Below are 22,842 nucleotides of genomic sequence, written 5' to 3' on the forward strand. Positions count from 1 at the left end.
AGAGGGTAGTATGCAGCTGAAAAAAGAAGAACGTGAGCTTTTGAGTCATAGGAATTCACTTCTTCTATTTTCGCTTTTTTATTTTTATCCGAATGTAAGAGCCAGTATGTCCTGTAGTTTTTTTGTTGTATATGTAAAACCACATGATAAAAATGAAGGAAAAGAGCTTCAGACTTTGATGCAGAAATCAGCTGCGGTGCCCTACAGGCTCCTTATGGTAGCATTTACTTCGTCAATCGACAATCCATACGTATAATCCAGTCTGAGCAGCGCTTTTCCATTTGGCAGGGGGGATAGCGTGCGTTTTGACAGAGAATAATCGATGGACAGCATACTGCGTGTTAGCTTCACTTCCTGCAGCTGTTCATGTATGGTGTTTAATGCAACAAAGGATGGCAAATCGGGGAAGTCGGATACAAAGCCTTCCGCAAAATCCTGCTGGATAACAACACGGATCCATACTGCGCTGCTCTGTTTCGCCAGCGTTTGAAATCTTGTATAGCCGATATATTCCATCAAGAGATTTGCAATTAAAAGATCGCAATGTGGCAGCTGTATCCGTTCATCCAGAAGATCCGCCTCTATGGGAATAAAAACCTCTTTCCATTCAGGATAGCACCGCTGGCATTCCTGCAGATATGCGGAGTTTATATCCACTCCATACACCGCTTGAAAGGCATGTGTCTTCAAATGCCGCAGGCCGTTTCCTCCTGCGACTTTCCAAAATCATAACCTGTTTTGCATCGCATAAAGCGAATTGTTCTTCCATAATGCTATCCAGTGTCTGCAGCTGCTGAACACTCTCTCGCTGTATATGTGCTTCCTATGTCTGTAGTTCGATATCGTTTCATGGATTGTTCATAAGTTATCTCCTCGTTTTGTATATTGTAAGTACATAATGCGAGAATACAAAAAAACAGAACGTGATGTTCTGTTAGTGAAACATATCCTTTTTCTTGAAAATAAGCGTTGCGATGATACAGCAGATAGCTGCAACTGCCGTTGGAAACCACCATTCCGGATAAGGCAATCCGCTGACATTCATACCATAGAAGCTGAAGATGATGTTCGGTATCGCCATGACGATTGTGATGACAGTCAGTATTTTCATTACGATATTCAGGTTATTGGAAATAACGGAAGCAAAGGCATCCATCGTTCCGGAAAGGATGTTGGAGTAAATGTTACACATCTCAATCGCCTGATGGATTTCAATCAGTACATCCTCCAGAATATCCTGATCCTCCTCATACAGCTTGATTAGCTTTCCGCGCATGATTTTATTTAAGGTAACCTCATCGGTTTTCAGTGAGGTGCTGAAATATACCAGCGATTTTTCCAGCCCCAGCATCTGAATCAGCTCCTTGTTTTTCATTGACTGATGAAGACGCTGCTCGGTGCGGGAGGAAATCCGGTCAATTTGACGTAGATATATCAGGAAGCGCTGGGAAATACGTAGCAGCAGCAACAACAGAAAACGGGTTTTCATATCGGTATTCATCCCCTTGATTCTGCCATTTGCCATATCCTCGATGCTGAGATTCTCATATAGGGAAATCGTAATCACATATCCCTTCATGATAACAACACCCAACGGCAGCGTGGTATACAGCAGGGTATTTTCATCCAGATTGTCATCTTCCTCCGCACTCGGGTAATCGACAATAACCAGGGTCTGGTTTTCATCATCGTCATAATCGATATGGGAGCTTTCCTCTTCATCCAGTGAGGATTTGATAAACTCCGGCAGCACACCGATTTTATTTGTCAGGAAATCAATATCTTCCTGTGTAGGCGCAACAGCGCTGATCCAGCATCCTGGTTCCGGCTGTTCCAGTTTTTTTGTGACAGTTCCATATGTCTTGTAAAATTCCAACATAAAAAAGACCTCCTTCTTACAGGAGGGATGTAGATACGCCTCCTGTATTATGATTTATACAACTTCGACATGGACTTTCGGGCTCAGGAGACATACAAACACCTTCTTTCTCAACTTAGCTATTATATCATAAAAATGGGATTGTGGGAGTGTGTGCGGGAAGGAAAAAACAGAAATTTGACAGAAATATGGTACAATAGGGATAAATGAGGAGATGGATAGGATATGAAGGTTCGATTTTATGATTCTGTACCGGATGCAAAGCTGAAATTTGCCGTGATTGCTGTCTGGTGCAGGAGTGGATGGCTGTTTGTTCGCCACAGGGAACGCGATACATGGGAGCTGCCCGGGGGACATCGGGAGGCCGGAGAAAGCATTGATGCCTGTGCGCAAAGAGAGCTGCTTGAGGAAACGGGAATTGCGGATGCCCGTATGGAGCGTGTCTGTGTGTATTCGGTTGAAGGCAAAACAAGGGTGAATGAAACAGGGGAGGAAAGCTTTGGCATGCTGTATCGGACAGAGGCTTGCGCTTTCAAAGAGCTGCTGGAGAGTGAGATTGCGGAGGTAAGGTGCATGACAGCATTACCAAAGGCTTGGACATATCCTGCAATTCAGCCGCTCCTTCTCCATATGGTGGTAAAAAGCTGTCTGCGCTATGAGATTTGCGATGGCTGTGAGCCTGAGCGCTCCCGTGCAATTTTGAAGGCACTTCCGGATTGGTTTGGACTTCCCGAGTCCTTGGAGGAGTATGTACAAGAAAGCAGGGATATGAAAACCATCCGCTGTTTCTTCAAGGAGGATATGGTCGGGTTTCTGTCACTCAAAAAGACCAGTCCGCAGGCGATGGAGGTTTATGTTATGGGCATTCTGCCGCAGCTGCATCGTATGGGAATCGGTACCCAGCTGATGCGTATGGCAGAGCAGGAGGCGAAACATGCGGCAATGCAGTATCTGCAGGTGAAAACGCTGTCTCCAAAGGTGCAGGATCCCAGTTATCTGAAAACCTATGCCTTTTATGAAAACTGTGGATTCTGTCCGCTGGAGGTTCTGCCGCTGTGGGATGAATGGAATCCGTGTCAGCTCATGGTGAAGTACATTGCAGAGAAGCACTAGCTTGCCGGATAGTATCTTTTAAAAAGAATCCAGTCGGGTCTGGAAGGAAGGTATAGCGGAGCATAACCAAAAAGCCAATAGATAAAGTAAAGAAGCCGCATTTCAAAGACCGCTTAAAAAGTAGAAGCGTTTTTAGGTTTTGAAAATCATATCTTATACGTGCTCACCATTATTCTATATCCACACAAACAAATGGATGAAATCAACACCATTGCCATATATTTAAAAAAATGGGAAGCTATTTTCATAGTTCTCCCATTTTTTGACATTTCCTATGTTGTTTGCAGCCTTGCATTTCACAGGCTTCTTTTTATCTGCACGCTGTTAATAATAAATCGATGCCTTAACTTCCTCTGCTTTTTTGCTTCCCTCCAGCTTTTCAATGATGGCGAAAGCAAAATCAATCACAGCGGCCGCACTCCTTCCGGTGATGATTGTTCCATCACTCACCACATACTGATTCACATACGTTCCGCCGAAATCCTCATTCATGCTTGTAAAGCAGGTGTACTTCTTGTCCTTGAGATAGCCCTGTCTTCCTAAAATCGTCGGAGCTGCACAGATAGCACTGACCAGCTTTCTTTGCTCCATGAATTCTTTCAATATGGAAAGCACACGGTCATCGGCTTCCAGCTTCTGATAGTGCGGTCCGCCCGGCAGAAACAGCATATCATAGTCTGCTGTATTCACATCCTTTATATCCGCCAGCTTATCGATTGTGATATCAAAGCGTCCTGTTGCCACTGTATGATCAAGCGCATAGACATCTATTCTGATGCCCGCTCTGCGAAGCAATGCAATCGTACCGACTGCCTCCAGTTCTTCAAAGCCATCCGTTAGTATACACATAACATTCATAATACAAGCCCTCCTTAACGACACCATTATATCACCTTTTTCCTGCTCACTTCTCTGTATTTCATTCTTTTTATAGAGGTATAAGAATATAGTATAACAGGAGTGTGAGGTTATGGATAAACTGATGCTGATGAATGATCAAATCAATGCGGTCGTATGGGGAAAGTACATGATCTTTTTTTTATTGTTTACAGGCTTCTGGCTTATGCTGCGTACCAGATTCCTTCCCTTTACCCATGCACGGCTGATTCTGCGCAAAACATTGGGCTCACTGGGAAAAAGCAGTAAGGGAGATGGGGTTACCCCCTTTCAGGCAGTAGCGACTGCACTGGCAGGGACACTGGGAGTCGGCAGTGTTGTGGGGGTCACGACGGCTTTGACGATGGGAGGACCGGGTGCACTGCTCTGGATGTGTATCAGTGCTATCTTCGGCATGATGACCAAATACGGAGAGGTCGTCCTTGCCATCCATTATCGCAGTAAGGAAAAAGACGGTACCTTTATCGGCGGACCGATGACGACACTGGAGAACGGCTGTCATATGGGCTTTCTCGGTATTGTATTTGCCGTGCTTTGCATATTTGCGTCCTTCGGCATTGGAAATGTCACACCGGCGAATACGATAGCACATACGATTACATCTTATATTTTCATTCCCTCCTGGATCATCGGACTCATCATGGCCGTTTTCATCGCCTGGATCATATTCGGAAAGGGAAATCTTATCATGCGGTTCAATGAGATTACGATTCCTGTGATTTCCATCCTGTATATCGGTGCCTGTCTGTATCTGATTTTGCTGCATGCCGATGCACTGCCGCATGCGCTGCGGCTTGTATGGGAGGATGCTATGCGTCCTATGGCCGGGGTTGGCGGTATCGGAGGCTTTGCCATCAGCCGAGCGATGCATTTCGGTATATCCAGAGGTGTATTTTCCAATGAAGCGGGGATGGGAAGCTCACCGATCTCCCATGCCTGTGTTTCTCATGCCAATGCAATCGAGCAGGGCTTCTGGGGAATCTTTGAGGTGTTCTTCGATACGATTGTCGTCTGTACGATTACCGGTCTGATGATTTTGACCAGTGGACTGCTCGACAGCGGGATGGAGGGTGTGGCATTGACGGTTGCCTGCTTCACCTCCGGCTTCGGTCCGCTCGGCGGCATAATTTTTTCCTGCTCCATCGTCGCCTTTGCGATTCCCTCCATTCTCGGCTGGTATTATTATGCACGGGAGTGTTTACGGTATCTGTTTAAGGGAAACCTAATGCTATATATCTATCAGGGGATTTTTCTGGTACTGCTGGTTTTTGGAGCACAGCTGCAGCTGACCTTTGTATGGGATGTTGCGGATACGCTGAACGGACTCATGGCGATACCCAACCTGATTTCTCTGGTAATTTTATGTCGAGTTGTGGTAAAATTAACGAAAGAGTATATGGAAGAACATGGGAGTGATTAGATGAAGGTTGTAATTGCCTGTGATTCTTACAAAGGCTGTATGACTTCAAGAGAGGTTGCCGGGCGTATTGAAATGGGAATTCGGCAGGTGGACGATGCTGTTATTACGACGTCCTATGTCATCGGTGACGGCGGGGAAGGGACCGTAGAGGCATTTCATGAGACCTGTCACGGAAGAAAACAGCCGGTAAGTACCACGGATGCTTATGGAAAGAAAATCATGAGTGAGTATACGATTATTGATAATGGGAAAACAGCAGTGATTGAGGTAGCAAATATCATAGGGCTCAATATGCATGAGCGTGACAAGCGTGCACCGTTTTTCGGCAGCAGCTTCGGTGTGGGCACGGTCCTGTTGGATGCGGCTGCACAGGGCTGCGAAAAAATCATTATCGGATTGGGTGGAAGTACCACCAATGATGGCGGTATGGGACTTTTGCAGGCGCTGGGGTGTCGTTTTTATGACAGCTCCCATAAATATCTTTCACCGCAGGCGATGAATCTGGACAAGGTTCGCTATATTGATTTTAATCGGCTGAACAAGCTGGAGGGAATCGAATTGATTGCGGCCTGTGATGTGAAGAATCATCTGCTGGGAGAAAACGGGGCAACCTATGTATTTGGAAAACAAAAGGGCTTCTTCCCGAATCAGATTCGTAAAATTGATTTGGGAATGGAGAATTTCCGCAATCAGGTGCGGCGGTATCTGCATGTGGATATCGATTCCTTTGAAGGTGGGGGAGCGGCAGGAGGAATCGGTGCTGTACTCATTGGGATTCTGCATGCGACTATGATTCCCGGGATTGAGCTGTTGCTGTCCTTCAGTGATATGGAGGAGCAGGTAAAGGATTGTGATCTTGTGATTACCGGAGAAGGACAAAGTGATCGGCAGACGATGTTTGGGAAGGTGCCGGTGGGAATTTTGAAGGTTGCCAACCGCTATGAGAAACCATGTATCTGTATCAGCGGCGCCTTGGGAATCGGATATCAGGAGCTCTATGATCTTGGATTTATCGGGATATACAGTATTGCAGATCGTGCAATGACGTTCCAGCAGGCATTGGATCATGCTCCGGAAAAGCTGACTGCCACGACCTATGGGATTATGAAGACAGTCATGTATTATATGAATCGCATAAACGGGAACAGAGGATGATCTGTTCTTTTTTTGTTCTTCGAGCAGCGAATCCAGTCAGGATTTGCAGGCATCGTATGTGCCCGACAGTATCCTGTGATTTCGTATGATATTTTTTGTTGGTTGGGGACTTTTTTACGAAGTATGAGAAGATTTTTAATTTTCTATTTACAAATGGCAATCTATCACATATAATACATATGAACAGATGTTCATATGTTAAAGGAATGAGGGATTGCGAATGACAAAGGAAGCAATGGAATGTGAAGTAACTGAGGTGCATGCGGATACCGTGGCAAGAGTAAAGGATACACTGCTGACGCAGGAACAGTTTCAACATCTGGGGACCCTGTTTAAAATGTTCTCGGACCCGACTAGACTGAAAATACTGAGTGCGTTGTTTCAGGAAGAATTATGTGTATGTGATTTGTCGGAGCTGCTGGAAATGACACACTCCGCGGTTTCCCATCAGCTGAGTGTTCTTCGGCAGAATCGCCTGATAAAATACCGCAGAAGCGGGAAGAATATCTATTATTCTCTGGATGATCAGCATATTCAGCTCATATTTGATGCAGGCTTATCACATATCATGGAGGACTGATATGAAAAGGTTGTGGTTCAGGATGGCACAGCGTATGGCCTCTGGAGCCTTGTTTCCGTGTAGGATCGTGTCGCAGTTTCGCAGGCCGGAAGGCTTTGGCGGACGCCTAGCGACGCGAATCATGAATTTCATGAATCGTGCACAGTATAAGCAGGTCCTAAAAGAGCTGCCGCTGCAGGGGCGTATTCTGGATATTGGATTTGGAAACGGGAAAATGCTGCAGCGCGTGTTGAATAAGGGCTGTCGCAGTGTTTATGGGACGGAAATCAGTGATAGCTGTATGACAGCGGTGGAAGGGAAGCTGCTGCCCAGCCTGCAGAAGGGATATCTGAAGCTTGCTATGGGCCGTGCAGAGTCTTTGCCATATGCAGATGCCTATATGGATACGGTATACAGCATCAATACGATTTATTTCTGGAAAACACTGGATATGGGCTTACATGAGATAGCGCGTATACTCAGGCCGGGAGGGACACTGCTATTGGCCTTCTATGAACCATCTTTTATGTCGCGCCTTCCCTTAAATGAATACGGCTTTCAGCTGTACGAGCCAATGGATGTGAAGGCGGCATTGAAGCGGAACGGATATACGTCTATTGAGATTCATGTGGTGAAAAAGAAAAAATCCTATTGTATTCGTGCAAAGCGCGGGGATGCGCGGGAACGTGGAAAATAAAGCCGCTGTACGATTTGATGCAGAGCAAGCAATAACGCAAGTAATTATAAGGTAAGGAGGCAGCATATGGAACGAATGTATATATTGGATGAGCTTGATTGTGCAAACTGTGCAATGAAGATTGAAAAGCATGTAAGTAAAATCAAGGGTGTAAAGGAATGCTCCGTGGATTTTGTAAGCAAGCGAATGCTTGTAGATATGGAGCATGAGGGAATAGAGGCTGCGATCAGAGAAACTGTACAGGCGGTTGAGCCGGATGTAATTATGCGCCGCAGGGATGCTAAAAAAGCAAAAGAGGCAAAGCAGGAGGAAGGACGAAAATCCGATCATCTCCATGAGGTACATGAGCACGCGCATACACAGGGGGGCTGTGATTGTGGGGAAGTGCATGCTCATGACCATGAGGGCTGCGGCTGTGCACACACGGCTGCACATGCACACCACGATCACTGCGGCTGCATGGAAGGACCTATGCAGGAAGACGGCGTGCAGAAGCACGGTGGCCATCACCATCATGAAGACTGCGCCTGCGGGCATGACCACGCTCATGAAGCACATGAGGATCGTGAAATTCAGGGCGCAATCAAGCTGTATGTTAAAAATCTCGATTGTGCAAACTGTGCCAATAAAATCGAAGCGTATGTTCGCAAAATGGAGAATATAAGGGATGCCAGCATGAACTTCTCACAGGGGGTTCTATTTGTAGAGCTGCAGGATGCAGCCCGCAGTGAGGAAACCATCGAAGCGATTATGGCGGTTATACCGACGCTGGAGGATGGTGTGACAGTTGAAATGGAGAAATCTACAGAAGAGGAAAAGCCCGCCCGCATGTTTTCCTTTCAGGAGAATGCACGCTTGTATCTGGGAATACTTCTGTTTGCAGCTGCTATTGTATTTGAAGCGCAGGACTGGTCTGTATGGCTGTTTCTGGCTGCCTATTTGATGGCCGGTGGCAAGGTAGTTTATGTTGCTCTGCGCAATATATGCAAGGGAGAGGTTTTTGATGAAAACTTCCTGATGAGTGTTGCGACAATCGGAGCACTGGCTACTGGCTCCTATAAGGAAGCGGTTGCTGTTATGATCTTTTATGAAATCGGAGAAATGTTTCAGTCCTATGCAGTGAATCGTTCCAGAAAATCAATTTCCTCTTTAATGAATATCCGTGCGGATTATGCCAATTTGTTGAAGGACGGAAAAGAGGTAAGGGTATCACCGGAAGCGGTTGGACTTCATGATATGATTGTGATTAAGCCGGGAGAGCGTGTGCCGCTGGACGGTGTAATTGTGGAGGGAAGCAGTTCTCTTGATACCTCTGCATTGACCGGAGAATCCCTGCCAAGGGATGTCGAACAGCAGGATGAGGTACTTGCAGGAGTTGTCAATCTGAGTGGTGTGCTGAAGGTAGAGGTCAGCAAGGAGTATGGGGAATCTACCGTGTCCCGTATTCTGGAGCTGGTCGAGAATGCAAGCAGTAAAAAGGCGCCGATGGAAAAATTTATCACCCGTTTTGCGAAGGTGTATACGCCAACGGTTGTATTTCTGGCCATCGCACTGGCCGTGCTGCCAATGCTGTTTGTCCCGGATGCCGTCTTTTCCGAATGGCTGTATCGGGCATTGACCTTCCTTGTTGTGTCCTGTCCGTGTGCACTGGTAATCAGTGTACCGCTGGGAATGTTTGCAGGAATCGGAGCAGCCAGTAAATCCGGTATTCTGATCAAGGGCGGTAACTATCTGGAGGCATTAAAGGATATAGACACCGTTGTGTTTGATAAAACCGGTACTCTGACAAAGGGAGTCTTTACCGTAACACAAATACATGCTGCTGCACGCAGTGAGGAAGAGCTGCTGGAAATGGCTGCCTATGCAGAGAATTACTCAACGCATCCAATCGCACTTTCCATTCGCAAGGCGTATGCAAAGCCAATCGATGCGGAAAGATTGAGCCGATATGAAGAGGTTGCCGGAAATGGAATCCATGTACAGCTGGATCAGCACGAGCTGCTGGTGGGAAATTATAAGCTGATGCAGGCAAATGCTATTCCTTATGAGGAAAGTGAAGCACTGGGTACTATTGTGCATATCGCGATGGATGGTGCGTATGAGGGCTATATCGTTATTGATGATGAAATTAAGGAAACAAGTAAGGAGGCTATTGCTTCACTGAAACGCAGTGGTGTTAAGAAGTGCGTTATGCTGAGTGGTGACCGCTATAAGGTAGGAGAGCATGTTGCAGCTGTTCTGGGATTAGATGAGGTTCACATGCAGCTGCTTCCCGCAGATAAGGTGGAAAAGGTCGAGGAGCTTTTGAAGCAGGAGAGTGAGCATGGCAAGCTGGCCTTTGTCGGTGATGGTATCAATGATGCGCCGGTACTGGCAAGAGCGGATATCGGTGTCGCAATGGGGGGCATCGGAAGTGATGCAGCAATCGAGGCGGCAGATGTCGTATTGATGAAGGATGATCCCTCTGCACTGAGTGCGGCAATTCATATCGCAAGAAAAACCATGCAGATATTATGGCAGAATATTGTATTCTCTTTGGGAATTAAGGCTATTATCCTAATCCTGACAGCATTTGGTATGGCGAATATGTGGATGGGTGTCTTTGCGGATGTCGGTGTGACTCTGATTGCCATTCTGAATTCCATGCGGGCTTTGAAGATACGATAATTTAGATGTATTGCATTTCTACACAGGAAGGGTAGCTTTTAAAAACGGGAGCTGCTCTTCTTTTCTTCAGGAAACACGGCATTTTCTGCTTATCGCTCAGCTAATTCGCTGCCAGGAAGTGTTGCTATGTCTGCAGGTGTTTGTTTGTAGTTGAATAATTTAAGGGAAATGGGTATAATAGGGAATATTCCGGAAGGATGAGGTGATATTATGAAAAAATTTATACTGTCTATGTTCTGTTGTATGCTTCTGCTTACCGGCTGCAGTGACAAGGAGCAGGAAAAGGGAAAGGTTCAACAGATTGGAATCGAGGATGCTTTTTCCAAGATGGATAAAAAAGAGACGTTTCTGCTTATGATTACAAGAGATAAATGCTATTACTGCCAGCTGATGCACAAGATGCTGGAGGATACGATAGAAGATCATCCTACGATCATCTATAATGTAAAAATGGATGATTCCACAACTGAAAATCTGTATGCGGATAACGACCTGTTGAAAACCAGACTGAAAAAGCCAGGCACTACACCGCATGTTTATTATATTAAGGATGGGGTGGTCAAGGATGACATCACCGGCTTCGACGAAGAAAATCCGCTGGAATTCTGGGACTGGGTGAAAGAGCATAACATTGAAACTCTGAAATAAAAGCAGGAGAATGATAAGGTAAGGTTACGCGCTGTAAGGTAGTATAGAAGCAATAGGAGAATAAGGAATCAGTTTCATTGATTTAACAAAATGAAATTGATTCCTTTTGCTGCTCATAAGTATGATTCTAATCCTTTTTTGAGTATCATCAGAAACAGTGTATTCTCTTATTTTATGACGCTGGCATGTTTTTTATGACAGTGGAATGATGCAAAATGAAAAAACTTATGAAAATCTTTTAAAAGGATTGATAATTTTTTTCATAACCGCTATAATAGTAAAGTGAGTGGAAGGCTTTTTACGAAAGTTGAAGAAAGTGATGTGTTGATATGAAGACGTGGCAGGAGGTTTATGCAAACGCAAAAACTCTGTGCGCAAAATGCAGATGCTGTCCGGTATGCAATGGATTGGCATGTCGGGGCGAAACACCCGGTCCCGGAGGAAAGGGCAGTGGGAGTGCATTTGTAAGAAATGCTGAAATGCTGAAAAAGGTATTCATTACCATGGATACAATCAGTGACAATACGGAAATCGATACGGCTTCCGAATTTTTTGGACATAAGGTATCCTTGCCGGTTTATGCGGCACCGATTAGCGGGATATTGCAGAATTATGGAGCAGAGCTGGATGATATGAGCTATACCAGAGCACTTGTGGAAGGCTGTCGGCGTGCGGGAACATTGGCCTTTACCGGAGATGGTATGCATGATGAAATGTTCAAAGGTCCGATGTCTGTCGTTCAGCAGCATGACGGCTGTGGTGTACCAACGATCAAGCCGTGGAGCAGGGAGCATATGGCCTGGCGAATCGAACTGGCAAAAGAAGGACATGCGTTGGCGATTGCCAGTGATATTGATGCCAGCGGTTTGACAAATTTGAGAACAAGCATTACACCAGTCGGATTCAAAAATGTTGAGGAGCTAAAGGAAATTACGGAAATCTGTGGAGAGGTTCCTTTTATTCTAAAAGGGATACTCAGCGTGAAGGGTGCCCGCAAGGCGCTGGAAGCAGGAGCATCCGGTATTATTGTAAGCAATCATGGCGGCCGTGTTCTGGATGACTGTCTGTCCGGTATTGAGGTACTGGAGGACATCGTGAAGGTAGTAGACGGGCGTATGAAAATTTTTGTGGATGGCGCATTCCGCACAGGAAATGACGTTTTCAAAGCACTTGCACTGGGGGCAGACGGCGTACTGATTGGCAGGCCGGTTTCCCAGGCGGTTATTGGAGATGGCAGTGACGGTCTTGTGACCTATTTGGAAAAAATCAGACTGGAGTTAAAAGAGGCGATGGCAATGGCTGGTTGTAAGACGATTCAGGATATAACCAGAGATTGCGTCAGCGTAAAATTCTAAAGGAGGAGATGATCATTATGAATTCTTTTGAGAACAATGCATTTTTCTGGCAGAAGCTGGATACTTTGTTTTTATCGAGCAAGCTCGTAATCGACAGACCCAGAAATACCTGTCATTACAAATACAGCAACCTGGTATATCCGGTAGATTACGGATACCTGAATGACACCACAGGCTCTGATCAGGCACCGATCGATGTGTTCAGAGGCAGTGAAAAAAGCAATCTCGTACAGTCCGTTGTAATCAGTGCAGATATTTTGAAAAAGGACTGCGAGGTCAAATTGCTGGTTGGCTGTACAGAGGAAGACGAAAATGATATTCTGGAATTTCTGAATCAGACAGAATTTCAGAAGGCGGTTTTGATCCGTCGCGGAAATGAAGTTCCGGAATGGGCACAGAACGATTAGGCTGAAGAAATTCAGCTTTTTTTGTGCAACAGCGGCTTTGCGTTACCTGTCAATATAGAAAAGGATCCTTTTTTGTATGTGGATAGAGCCTCCCTGCGGCTTCTTGTATGGTATGTAGGACAGGCTATTTTTGGTTTGACACCTTGCAGGAAGCCTTTTTGTATGCGATAGAGCTTCCCTGAGATACTCATAAGTTATATAGGACAGACTGTTTTTTTGAATCGTACCATGCATGAATTCCTCTTTTTTTCCATACAGTAGAAAAGGAGGTCTTTGCATGAAAAAACGATTGCTTATAGGAATACTGCTATGTCTGCTGTGTGGCTGCAGAGAGAACAACGGAACCTTTGCCCAAGGGGATAAAAATCTTTCCAGCGTATTTTCGGATATCAATGAACAGATTGCTGATGGAGCTTTTTCGATTGCGTTGTTAAAGGATAACGCGCTGAGTGAGCGGGAAGTGGAGACGCTCTATCATCTGGATATGACGAAAATAGATGGATGTATGGTGAAAACCGCTGCTGTACAGGCACAGCTTGGAGAAATCGCATTGTTTAAGGTGAAGAAGGAGAATGAGGGGGAAGTGAAGAAGGCGATCAAAAGCCGTAAGGAAGCATTGAAAAAACAATGGGGCGCTTATGTCCCGGAGGCGGCAGATTTGCTGTATCAGGCGAAAGAGGGCAGAATTGGACAGTATTATTACTTTGTTCTTGGTTCAGACAGTGAAAAGGTGGTAAACTATATGCAGAAGATGGATGCATAATGCATGTATTTATGGTATAGTAGAGCAGTTAATGAAGCAAGGCAGGTGAAGGTATGAAGTGGATCATGGATCTGTATCGGGAATTTACATCCTTTGAAGGGAGTCTCTTCAAATACTCCCTGTCTTTTTCTCTGCTGCTGGCACTAGCTCCCAGTCTGCTGCTGATTGCGATGCTGTTTCGCTTTGCGTATCTGCCGATGGATATCATTATGAAATTTTTGATCAGCTTTATGCCGGATATGAGTATGGACGGTCTGGATCAAGTATTTCAGTTCTTTGCAAATCAGAACTACAACATTACCTCCTTTATCGTGACGATGTGTGTTTCCTTTTATCTGGCAAGCAGAAGTATTTTCTCCTTTCTGCTGATCAGTGCCTCTCATGAGAGTGTTGAGGTGCCCAAGTGGTCGATTCGCATTAAGTCAGTGGTGCTGTTTGTATCCCTTGTTCTGCTGCTGGTCTTATCCATATTCATAGCGACAAGGCTGAATGAGTTTTTGCCAATCGTATCTGCGGTTATCATGCTGCTGCTGTTCACCATGATGTATCGGGCATTGAGCTTTCGGAAGCGCAACTGGTCCTTCGGCATCATCGGTGCGATGTTTTCGACCATCTGTATCCTGGGTCTGGCTGCTTTATTTGTAACGATTGTCAGTCATTTTACATCCTATAAGGATGTTTACGGCCCTCTTGCATCTCTGGTTACTCTGCTGCTGGCCATTTATCTGATATCCTGCATCATTTATCTGGGATTCTGTCTGAATCTGATTTGTGAGGAGGATTATGGCAGAGAGGAAGCACTACCGTTAAAGAATGAGAGATTTTTCATATTATGCAGTGAGCTGACGAAGAGAATACGCAGCCGTTTTTAGAAGAAGAAAGAGGAAGAATTTTATGAAAGTAACAATAAAGAAAACAGGAATCAACGGGGAAGGAATCGGTTATATTGATCGTATGCCTGTATTTGTACCGCAGGCGCTGATTGGGGAGGAAGTGGAAATCCGCATAGTGGATAAACAAAAGCGCTATGCGACAGCGGAGCTATTGCGGGTGGTTAAAAGCAGTAAGAACCGCATCCGTCCGAAATGTTTTATTCAGAATACCTGCGGTGCCTGCCCACTGATGATTGCCCGTTATCCGGCACAGCTGGAATACAAGCAGGATCTATTGAAGCAGTCTCTGATAAAATATGCGCAAATCGATCCCAGAAAGGTTGCCCGTGTAAAGGCGAGTGAGGATGTGTTCGGTTACCGGAATCAATTTAAGCTGCCCTGTGCCATGGAGGAAGGACGTCTGGTCAGCGGCTTGTTTATGCCGAATTCCAATTACTTTATCGATGTAAAGAAATGCTGGATACATGAGGATGGTCTGGAACGGATCCGTATGGATATTATGCGTGTGTTGAATACACATGGCTGTGAATCCTATAATCCGCATGATAAAAAAGGAATCCGTAATCTGGTCGTTCGAGGCTTTGACAATCGCTATCAGTGCACGCTTGTTACAGGAAATGATGAGCTTGATGAACGCCTGATTTCTGATTTGATGCGGATAAAAGGGCTTACGAGTCTGTGGCAGAGCATACATACCATTAAAAAGACACCGGAGGTGTTTGGAAATAAAATGATACATCTGGCAGGAGAAACCAGTCTGGCAATGGAGCTGGACGGCTTAAAGCTACGAATTTCACCACGGTCATTCTTTCAGCTGAACAGCAAACAGGCGGTACAGCTGTATCGAACGATTGCATCCATGGTGAAGGAGGATAATGAGCTGATTGTCGAGGCCTACAGTGGAATCGGTGCAATTTCCTTGTATCTGAAGGATAAGGCGAAGGAAATTATCGGAATTGAAAGCATTAAGGATGCGGTCGTAAATGCCAATCAAAATGCGGCGCTGAATGGCTGTGAGCATGTTTCCTTTCTGTGTGACGATGCGGCGAATAAGCTGACCTATCTGTCAAAGAAGCGCAGTATTGATGTGCTGGTTGTGGATCCACCAAGAAGCGGTTTGGACGATGCTATGCTGGATTGCATTCTGCGAAGTAAAATTAAAAGCATCATTTATGTTTCCTGCAATCCGGCAACGCTTGGAAAGAATCTGGCTGTGCTAAGTTCACGTTATAACGTGGACAGGATTCAGCCGATCGATATGTTTCCTCATACTCCACATACAGAAGCAATCGCATTGTTATGTAGAAAATAATTGAAAGATTTAGAGTGAGGTCATGCTATCTATATGGCCTCTTCCTTTATTTTTATACAAAATCAGGGGCAAGCTGATATACTATAAAAATTGTGAATGAAACGGTGATGATTCATATTGAATTCATTTGTCATGCGAACAGAAATAGATGCACTGACAGGTGATGGAGTTTATTTAGAAAGAGAAAGTATTTGAAATGCAAAAAAATAAGGATATAAGCTGGTATCCATCTTATGTAAGAGTGCAACCCACGGAAATAGATAAAAACAAGATAAAATCGAGTATAATAAAGACACTGGAACGTATGATGGATGAGTCATATGGCAATGTATACAAAGAGTGGAAGCAAGTATGATAAAACTGTACATTGCTGTTTTTGGTTTATATAATCCATTTTGCAAATTATCTGATGCTCAGCCTGATGCAAGCAGAGGTAAGCTACATGATATGGAATAGACAAAGCCATCTCTTAGAATTCTCGAATACATAAGGCAGTATGCGTCTGGCGTTGTTCACCATGGGGACAAATATAGCGGACAGATGAATCCTATACATGCAGCCTTACCTATTCCATCTAACAATTTGTAAAGTATACGGCTTTCGCTTCTGTTTTACAGCACTTTACCTCAAAGAGAGTTCCTCTTTTCAACAATCTATAGTATAATACCTATAATTGAATGTTGAGAGGGGGGCGCATATGTATTCCCTGGGAAAAAAGCAGAAAATGCATGCAAAGCTGACCATTGGTATTCTGTTTCTCATGATTGTAACGATGACCGGGTTGAGTTCACTTATGATTCGACAGAGCAAATCGCTGATAATGAATGAAACACAGCGTTATCTTTCTGAATTATCAAAACAGACCTCAATCAGAGTAGATCAAAACATCACAAAAAATATTGCACAGCTGCGAGAGGTCAGCGCAAATCTGTCAGAGCTTGCCACATCCGATGCGATCGGGCAGACTATTATAGACAGTGTTCTAAAGGAAAATGACTTCTCCTGGATCGGCTATGTGGATATGGAAGGTCTTTTACATGTTAAAAATCATAAAACAGTCCCCGTCGGAAAGCTTGCGGTTGTGCTGGATGCACTTCATGAACAAAAAAGCGGAGTGAGTAAGCAGCTGGAAACACTGTACGGGGAAACGGGAATCCTGTACGCTGTCCCCTTCCCGGTAAAGGGCCATATGGAGGGTGCAATGGTTGCCTGGAGCAACACGGATAAACTGCAGCTGCTTTCAGATACCGATACCTTCAACGGCGTTGGCTTCAGCTACATAATTTCGCAGGACGGCGATTTTATTATGCATTCCAGTAATCCATATGCTGTGTTTCAGGAAAATGGGTTTTATGAGAGTATCCAGGATGTGGCAGATATCAACAGCGGAAGCTCACTTTCCAAAATGAAGACAGATATCCATTCCAGAAAAAGCGGAACCATGCATTATACGGTGCATCCGGATGTTCGGGGAGAATCGGAGGAGCGGACTTTGTACTATACACCGCTGCAGGAGGGAAACTGGTATCTGTTGTCAATTGCGCCAAGCATGATCTATGCGGAAAATATACAGGATTACACGAATTTCTCCGTTATGATCAATGTATTTATCTTTCTGGTCTTCGGCATCCTTATTCTCTATATCCTATTTTCCAATAATAAATTCAATAAGGAAATCTACCGAGTCGCCTATGTGGATCCGGTAACGAAAGGCTTTACTGCACCGCGGTTTGAAAAGCAGCTGCAGGAAATTCTGAATGATTTTCAGCCCTTTGCCTTCGTATCCATGGATATTCGTAAATTTAAGCTGATCAATGATTCCTTTGGCAGTCGGGACGGAGACCGGGTATTACGGTATGTGCATGTATGCTTGCAGTCCTTTTTGAAGGAGCGTGAATTTCTCGCCAGAATCTCATCAGATACATATAATCTGGTATTGTTGACGACGGATACGGCAGAGATACGCAATCGTCTGGAAGCGATGACGGACAAGGTGAATTCCTATAACCAGAGTAAGGAACAGACCTATTATCTGCCATTGGATTGCGGCATCTATATTGTGACGGACAGCAGGATTGATATTGTCAATATACGCAATCGTGCGAACACTGCCAGAAAAAACAACAAGGATCTGATCGGACGGCATATGTGCTCCTGTGTGTTCTATGATGATCTTGACCGCGTGCAGATGCTGAAAGAAAAGAAAATGGAAAATTCCATGCAGCAGGCTCTTGAGAATGGGGAATTTATCGTATATCTGCAGCCGAAAATCAATCTTGAGAAGAGTGAAATTGTCGGTGCAGAGGCACTGGTTCGCTGGAATTCACAGGATGGCCTGATTTCACCTGGAGAATTTATTCCATTCTTTGAGAAGAACGGCTTCATTGTCAAGCTGGATCTGTATGTGTTTGATTGTGTTTGCCGTCTTTTACAGGATTGGGAAAGACGGGGAATTGCTCCGATACCGATTTCTGTAAATCTTTCAAGAAATCATCTTTTGGATCCGCAGTTTTTAAAGAGGTATGAGGCGATTCAGAAGAAATATGGCATTGCTTCGTGTCTGCTGGAATTTGAGCTTACGGAAACAGTAGTCTTTGAAAATCTGGAGCTGTTGAAAAATGTTATTGAACAGATTCATGCGGCAGGCTTTCAGTGCTCGATGGATGATTTTGGAAGCGGCTATTCCTCCCTGAATGTATTAAAGGAAATACCGGTAGATATATTGAAGCTGGATGGTGCATTCTTTGATAAGGAAGGTGATCCAAGAGGAAATGATGTTGTGGAAACCGCTATTGAGCTTGCAAGAAAACTAGGGATGAAGACCGTTGCTGAGGGTGTGGAAACCTTTACGCAGGTAGAGTTTTTGCGGAATGCAGATTGTGATATGGTACAGGGGTATGTATTCTCCAAACCACTGTCGATTGAGAATTTTGAAATTCTGGCGTTTTCAGCGAAAAGAACAACGGCGGAAGAGAAATCTGAATCAGGCAAGGCGGGGCAAGATTCAAACGGATAAATAAAGCAGCTGCATCAAACAGCAAGGCTATCCTTCTGAAAACCGGCTTTTGCGTCATATGGACGTAAGCATCACACATAAAAACTAAGGCTATGAAAAGATGGAATCGATAAAGACCTGCGCATGAATCATGGGTGCAAGAACAGGCACAAGAGGAATATGAGGCAATGCAGCTTCTCACAGTTGATTCCTCTTTTTCTTTAGCCTGTTTTCAGAGTTCAATTCACGTGTATAGGATATGTGCTTTGTACACAAGGATTTTCTTTCAATATATTCGTTTGATTTAGGGAAGACTTACCGATCACGTGTATAGGATATGTACTTTGTACGCAAGGATTTTCCTTTAATATATCCGTTTGATTTAGGGAAGAATTACTGATCACGTGTATAGGATATGTACTTTGTACGCAAGGATTTTCCTTTAATATATCCGTTTGATTTAGGGAAGACTTACTGATCACGTGTATAGGTTATGTGCTTTGTACGCAAGGATTTTCTTTCAATATATCCGTATAGTATCGCGAAGACTTACATAATGTCTTGTTTCAAGCACAGATAAACAGGAGCGTAACGCACTGCTTGCCTGTGTACCCTTGTTCTGGGGAAACCGGAGTCTGTGATTGAGCAGCATATCAGGATAAGAAAACCATGTCCTGTTCTTACAATCCTTCGAGCAGGGTATATGATATTTTATATAAAGGAAAGGAAGCGCAGCAGAAAAAGCACTGCGCGGATTAGACAATGACAAAATTGGATATAACAAATACAGGCCGATGGATACATCGCAATGCCAGAGGATTGGAGCTGGCAAAATGGCGTTTTTATTTTGAGGGCGGTGATGCAGAGTCTGTGATTGACGAATTACAATATTATCAAAATATAGATGGCGGATTCGGTCATGCTTTGGAGGCAGACTGCTGGAATCCTGCCTCTGCCCCATCCCAGATGTTTTATGCGATACATATTCTTCATGAGCTTGCATATCAGGATACTACACATCCGGTGATACAGAATATGCTGCGCTATCTAGAGAGCGGTAAGGATATGGTGGATGGCTTCTGGGTTAGCATCCTGCCCTCCAATAACCAGTATCCACATGCTCCATGGTGGACGAAGACAGATAGAAAAACGTTTGATGTCTATATGCCGAATGCAGATATATGCTGGTTCATTTTAAAATTTGCACAAAAAGACAGTCCGCTGTATGACAGAGCAGTATCGATGGTACAGCGTATGCTGAATTTGTTCCTTTCACAGAACGAGGTTGAACCGCATTCTCTGGAGTCTATGATGTTTCTACTGCGTGAGCTGCAGAAAACAGACAGCTCTTGTGGACAGCTGGAAGACGCTGCCACTGCGCATGGAATCCAGCTGATGCGGGGATTGATTGAAGTAAACCCTGATACTTGGACTGCATACTGCATTACCCCGTCTTTTTTCATACACGACCGTCTTCATCCCCTATATCCGGAATACAGAGAGCTTCTGAAGCTGGAAGTCCAGCGGCTTATGGAAACCAGAGATGCCGACGGATGCTGGGATATCAATTGGGTATGGCAGGAGTATGAGAGCGCATATCGCCTGAGTGCAAACTGGTGGAAGAGCAGTGTTACCATGCAGAAGCTGATGCTGTATGAGACATTTGCAGAAGAAACAGGCAACGCTGTATGTTGATGGTCTTTCTTTTCTGCAAGGCAGATTGAAAGCAATCACGTAACGATAGGATAGCATAGCTGCCCCCTTATAAGGAGGAAAGATATGCTTCCTTTTTTTCGATGAAACAGGTATTGTATAGTTGTTTTTATATAATATCGTTTAGGGAAAATAGTCAAAATGATAAAATAAAAAGAATCGGTTCTTTCAGCTTCCTGCGCATGTCTTGGGAAAGGGGAACGGATTTCTCTAAAAAGCTTTTTATTTCAGGGGATTTGTACTAGAATAAAGGAAGAACATAAGAGGAGGGTATTATGAAAGAAACGATCAACTTGAAGGATTTTCTGGATTTTACATATCTGAGTAATCTGTCCTTTGCGCCGGATGAGGAGCATGGTGTTTTTGTCGGCAGCAAATGTGTGGAGAAGGATAACAGCTATCAGATGATGCTGTATCTGACGGATGGCGATACCGTGCGGCAGCTGACCAGCCATGGACAGGAACAGCTGTATCTATGGGATGATAATGAGACTGTTCTGTTCGCCAATATGCGGGATGAGGAGGATCGCAAGGCTGTTGAAAACGGAGAGGAGAGAACCTGCTTCTATCGCATCAGCATTCATGGGGGAGAGGCTGTAAAGGCATTTACCATACCGTTGCAGGTGACTTCCATCAGAAAGGCAGCAGATGGAGAATATATATTCTGTGCGGATTATCATTTAGCGTATTCCCGTATGTATGAAATGGATGCCGAAGAGAAGGAAAAAATCCTTCAGGAAAAGAAGGACATGCAGGACTATGAGGTTCTGGATGAGCTGCCCTTTTATGGAAATGGCAGGGGGTATACGAATAAGAAGCGCAACAGCCTGTTTCTGTATCGGGAGCATAATGCAGAAATTATACGCATCAGTGAAGACATCTGCAATGTATATGACGTAGAGCTTTCGGATAATCATGAGGTTGTGTATTACACAGGTGAGAGCTATGCGTGCAAACCCATAAATAAGGAAGGGGTATATGCATATCACCGTAAAACCGGACAGCATCGCGAAATTCTTCCTGCAAGACAGTGGTCGATTGGAAAGATTCTGCCATGGAACGACAACATTTTGATGCTGGCGAGTGATCAGCAGTGCTACGGTTTGAATGAAAATGGAATGTTTTATCAGCTGGATCCAAAAAGCGGAGCGGTGGAGCTGTTCGCCTCCTATGAGGATGCAATCGGCTCCAGCGTAGGTAGTGACTGTCGTTATGGCAGTGGAAAGAGCATTTGTCTGTATAAGGATACGGTATATTTTATTACAACGCTGTTTAATAGAAGCAGTGTATATGCATTGCATAGTGATGGAAGCATCACACCTGTATATGACAGAGAGGGAAGTGTGGATGTCATTGGATTGGCGAAGAATCGTTTGTTCTTTGCAGGTATGCAGGATATGCGTTTACAGGAGCTGTATGTTTGTGATATTCACGGGGAAAATCGCCGGCAGTTGACCGGGTTTAATGAGGAATTCTTTGCAGGAAAGGATATACGCCCGTGTGTTCCATGCAATTTCACACAGGATGGTATGGAGCTGTATGGCTGGGTGCTGGAGCCAAAGGGGTATGATCCAAAGAAATCATATCCGGCAATTCTGGATATCCATGGCGGACCGAAGACGGTGTATGGTGAGGTCTATTATCATGAAATGCAGGTTTGGGCTAATCAGGGATATTTTGTGTTTTTTATGAATCCACGCGGAGGGGATGGCAGAGGGAATCGCTTTGCGGACATCCGCGGTAAATATGGTACGATTGATTATGAGGATTTGATGAAATTCACAGATGAGGTGCTGAAGAAATATCCGGCGATTGACGCAAATCGTGTCGGTGTGACAGGGGGGAGCTATGGGGGATTTATGACAAACTGGATCATCGGACATACAGATCGGTTTAAGGCTGCGGCAAGTCAGCGTTCTATCTCCAACTGGGTAAGCTTTGCGCACACGTCCGATATCGGTGAAATGTTCGGAGCTGATCAGCAGGGGGCAGATACATGGAGGAATGTAGATAAGCTGTGGTGGCACTCGCCTTTGAAATATGCGAATCAGTGTACGACTCCAACCCTGTTTATTCACAGTGATGAGGATTTCCGTTGTCCATATAGTGAGGGACTGCAGATGTACAGTGCCTTGTGTGAGCATGGTGTTGCGACACGTTTGTGCATGTTCAAGGGAGAGAATCATGAGTTGTCCAGAAGTGGAAAGCCAAGACACAGAGTTAAGCGTCTAAAGGAAATCACAGCATGGATGGATACCTATCTGCTGGAGCATACAAAATAGAATAGAAAAAGCGAGCAGGCTGTAGTTGTTAGGATACGAAGTCTGCTCGTTTCTTTGTGGTCTGGATGTTACATAAGAAAGGGAAAT

At 44.6% G+C, this 22,842-nt stretch carries 18 protein-coding genes; 15 read left to right on the plus strand and 3 right to left on the minus strand.

Translation table 11 applies throughout. The features are described from left to right. Positions 1-201 precede the first annotated feature (201 nt). Together NE665_RS14265 and NE665_RS14270 are read right to left on the minus strand one after the other, a co-directional pair. Positions 202-657, minus strand: a complete 456-nt coding sequence (locus NE665_RS14265) for a hypothetical protein (RefSeq protein WP_147324005.1) — start codon at positions 655-657, stop codon at positions 202-204. 277 nt (positions 658-934) lie between these two features. Then, positions 935-1,879: a magnesium transporter CorA family protein gene (locus NE665_RS14270; RefSeq protein ID WP_117442436.1), complete on the minus strand. Its 945-nt coding sequence runs from the start codon at positions 1,877-1,879 to the stop codon at positions 935-937. Between the two features lie 225 nt (positions 1,880-2,104). Between NE665_RS14270 and NE665_RS14275 the strand changes: the two genes are divergently transcribed. Then, the gene (locus NE665_RS14275; RefSeq protein WP_117442437.1) at positions 2,105-2,992 is read left to right on the plus strand and encodes a GNAT family N-acetyltransferase; all 888 of its coding nucleotides are present in this window, start codon (positions 2,105-2,107) and stop codon (positions 2,990-2,992) included. 324 nt (positions 2,993-3,316) lie between these two features. Here the strand turns inward: NE665_RS14275 and NE665_RS14280 are convergent, their stop codons facing one another. Continuing rightward, entirely contained in the window at positions 3,317-3,850 is a 534-nt protein-coding gene (locus tag NE665_RS14280; protein WP_117442438.1) for a DJ-1 family glyoxalase III, read from the minus strand. A gap of 112 nt (positions 3,851-3,962) precedes the next feature. Here NE665_RS14280 and NE665_RS14285 point away from each other — a divergent pair, with 112 nt between their 5' ends. The 14 genes from NE665_RS14285 (at position 3,963) to NE665_RS14350 (ending at position 22,755) form a co-directional block, all read left to right on the plus strand. After that, complete coding sequence (locus NE665_RS14285; protein WP_117442439.1) at positions 3,963-5,309, plus strand: sodium:alanine symporter family protein; 1,347 nt, start codon at positions 3,963-3,965, stop codon at positions 5,307-5,309. Continuing rightward, positions 5,310-6,464, plus strand: coding sequence for a glycerate kinase (locus NE665_RS14290; RefSeq protein WP_233104729.1), 1,155 nt, complete (start codon positions 5,310-5,312; stop codon positions 6,462-6,464). A gap of 220 nt (positions 6,465-6,684) precedes the next feature. Further along, entirely contained in the window at positions 6,685-7,044 is a 360-nt protein-coding gene (locus tag NE665_RS14295; protein WP_117442441.1) for a metalloregulator ArsR/SmtB family transcription factor, read from the plus strand. Position 7,045: 1 nt separating this feature from the next. Next, the gene (locus NE665_RS14300; protein ID WP_117442442.1) at positions 7,046-7,720 is read left to right on the plus strand and encodes a class I SAM-dependent methyltransferase; all 675 of its coding nucleotides are present in this window, start codon (positions 7,046-7,048) and stop codon (positions 7,718-7,720) included. Positions 7,721-7,786: 66 nt separating this feature from the next. Then, positions 7,787-10,387, plus strand: a complete 2,601-nt coding sequence (locus tag NE665_RS14305; protein ID WP_117442443.1) for a heavy metal translocating P-type ATPase — start codon at positions 7,787-7,789, stop codon at positions 10,385-10,387. Positions 10,388-10,597: 210 nt separating this feature from the next. After that, entirely contained in the window at positions 10,598-11,035 is a 438-nt protein-coding gene (locus NE665_RS14310) for a bacteriocin (RefSeq protein WP_117442444.1), read from the plus strand. Positions 11,036-11,364: 329 nt separating this feature from the next. After that, positions 11,365-12,390 carry an alpha-hydroxy-acid oxidizing protein gene (locus NE665_RS14315; protein ID WP_117442445.1) on the plus strand — a complete coding sequence of 342 codons (1,026 nt, stop codon included), beginning with the start codon at positions 11,365-11,367 and terminating at the stop codon, positions 12,388-12,390. A gap of 17 nt (positions 12,391-12,407) precedes the next feature. Then, a complete protein-coding gene (locus tag NE665_RS14320; protein WP_002608173.1) occupies positions 12,408-12,797 on the plus strand; it encodes an inorganic diphosphatase in 390 nt (129 codons plus the stop codon). 277 nt (positions 12,798-13,074) lie between these two features. Then, complete coding sequence (locus tag NE665_RS14325; RefSeq protein WP_117442446.1) at positions 13,075-13,560, plus strand: DUF4358 domain-containing protein; 486 nt, start codon at positions 13,075-13,077, stop codon at positions 13,558-13,560. 53 nt (positions 13,561-13,613) lie between these two features. Further along, positions 13,614-14,432 carry a YhjD/YihY/BrkB family envelope integrity protein gene (locus tag NE665_RS14330; RefSeq protein WP_117442447.1) on the plus strand — a complete coding sequence of 273 codons (819 nt, stop codon included), beginning with the start codon at positions 13,614-13,616 and terminating at the stop codon, positions 14,430-14,432. Between the two features lie 22 nt (positions 14,433-14,454). Beyond that, entirely contained in the window at positions 14,455-15,765 is a 1,311-nt protein-coding gene (rlmD, locus tag NE665_RS14335) for a 23S rRNA (uracil(1939)-C(5))-methyltransferase RlmD (protein WP_117442448.1), read from the plus strand. 697 nt (positions 15,766-16,462) lie between these two features. After that, a complete protein-coding gene (locus NE665_RS14340) occupies positions 16,463-18,781 on the plus strand; it encodes an EAL domain-containing protein (protein WP_233104730.1) in 2,319 nt (772 codons plus the stop codon). Between the two features lie 741 nt (positions 18,782-19,522). Beyond that, entirely contained in the window at positions 19,523-20,455 is a 933-nt protein-coding gene (locus NE665_RS14345) for a hypothetical protein (RefSeq protein ID WP_233104829.1), read from the plus strand. A 293-nt stretch (positions 20,456-20,748) separates the two neighbouring features. Next, positions 20,749-22,755 (plus strand): S9 family peptidase, encoded by a 2,007-nt coding sequence (locus NE665_RS14350; RefSeq protein WP_117442450.1) that lies wholly within the window; start codon positions 20,749-20,751, stop codon positions 22,753-22,755. Positions 22,756-22,842: the final 87 nt, after the last annotated feature.

Origin of the sequence: Clostridium sp. DFI.1.208, from assembly GCF_024463855.1 — a bacterium.
In the GTDB taxonomy this organism is placed as follows: Bacteria; Bacillota_I; Bacilli_A; order Erysipelotrichales; family Erysipelotrichaceae; genus Clostridium_AQ.

Bases quoted from the DNA above. Each gene is read 5' to 3' on its own strand.
- NE665_RS14315 (WP_117442445.1), top strand. From the start codon at position 11,365: ATGAAGACGTGGCAGGAGGTTTATGCAAACGCAAAAACTCTGTGCGCA.
- NE665_RS14320 (WP_002608173.1), top strand. From the start codon at position 12,408: ATGAATTCTTTTGAGAACAATGCATTTTTCTGGCAGAAGCTGGATACT.
- NE665_RS14345 (WP_233104829.1), top strand. From the start codon at position 19,523: ATGACAAAATTGGATATAACAAATACAGGCCGATGGATACATCGCAAT.
- rlmD (WP_117442448.1), top strand. From the start codon at position 14,455: ATGAAAGTAACAATAAAGAAAACAGGAATCAACGGGGAAGGAATCGGT.
- NE665_RS14310 (WP_117442444.1), top strand. From the start codon at position 10,598: ATGAAAAAATTTATACTGTCTATGTTCTGTTGTATGCTTCTGCTTACC.
- NE665_RS14305 (WP_117442443.1), top strand. From the start codon at position 7,787: ATGGAACGAATGTATATATTGGATGAGCTTGATTGTGCAAACTGTGCA.
- NE665_RS14330 (WP_117442447.1), top strand. From the start codon at position 13,614: ATGAAGTGGATCATGGATCTGTATCGGGAATTTACATCCTTTGAAGGG.
- NE665_RS14285 (WP_117442439.1), top strand. From the start codon at position 3,963: ATGGATAAACTGATGCTGATGAATGATCAAATCAATGCGGTCGTATGG.
- NE665_RS14295 (WP_117442441.1), top strand. From the start codon at position 6,685: ATGACAAAGGAAGCAATGGAATGTGAAGTAACTGAGGTGCATGCGGAT.
- NE665_RS14280 (WP_117442438.1), bottom strand. From the start codon at position 3,850: ATGAATGTTATGTGTATACTAACGGATGGCTTTGAAGAACTGGAGGCA.
- NE665_RS14325 (WP_117442446.1), top strand. From the start codon at position 13,075: ATGAAAAAACGATTGCTTATAGGAATACTGCTATGTCTGCTGTGTGGC.
- NE665_RS14275 (WP_117442437.1), top strand. From the start codon at position 2,105: ATGAAGGTTCGATTTTATGATTCTGTACCGGATGCAAAGCTGAAATTT.
- NE665_RS14350 (WP_117442450.1), top strand. From the start codon at position 20,749: ATGAAAGAAACGATCAACTTGAAGGATTTTCTGGATTTTACATATCTG.
- NE665_RS14340 (WP_233104730.1), top strand. From the start codon at position 16,463: ATGTATTCCCTGGGAAAAAAGCAGAAAATGCATGCAAAGCTGACCATT.
- NE665_RS14270 (WP_117442436.1), bottom strand. From the start codon at position 1,879: ATGTTGGAATTTTACAAGACATATGGAACTGTCACAAAAAAACTGGAA.
- NE665_RS14300 (WP_117442442.1), top strand. From the start codon at position 7,046: ATGAAAAGGTTGTGGTTCAGGATGGCACAGCGTATGGCCTCTGGAGCC.
- NE665_RS14290 (WP_233104729.1), top strand. From the start codon at position 5,310: ATGAAGGTTGTAATTGCCTGTGATTCTTACAAAGGCTGTATGACTTCA.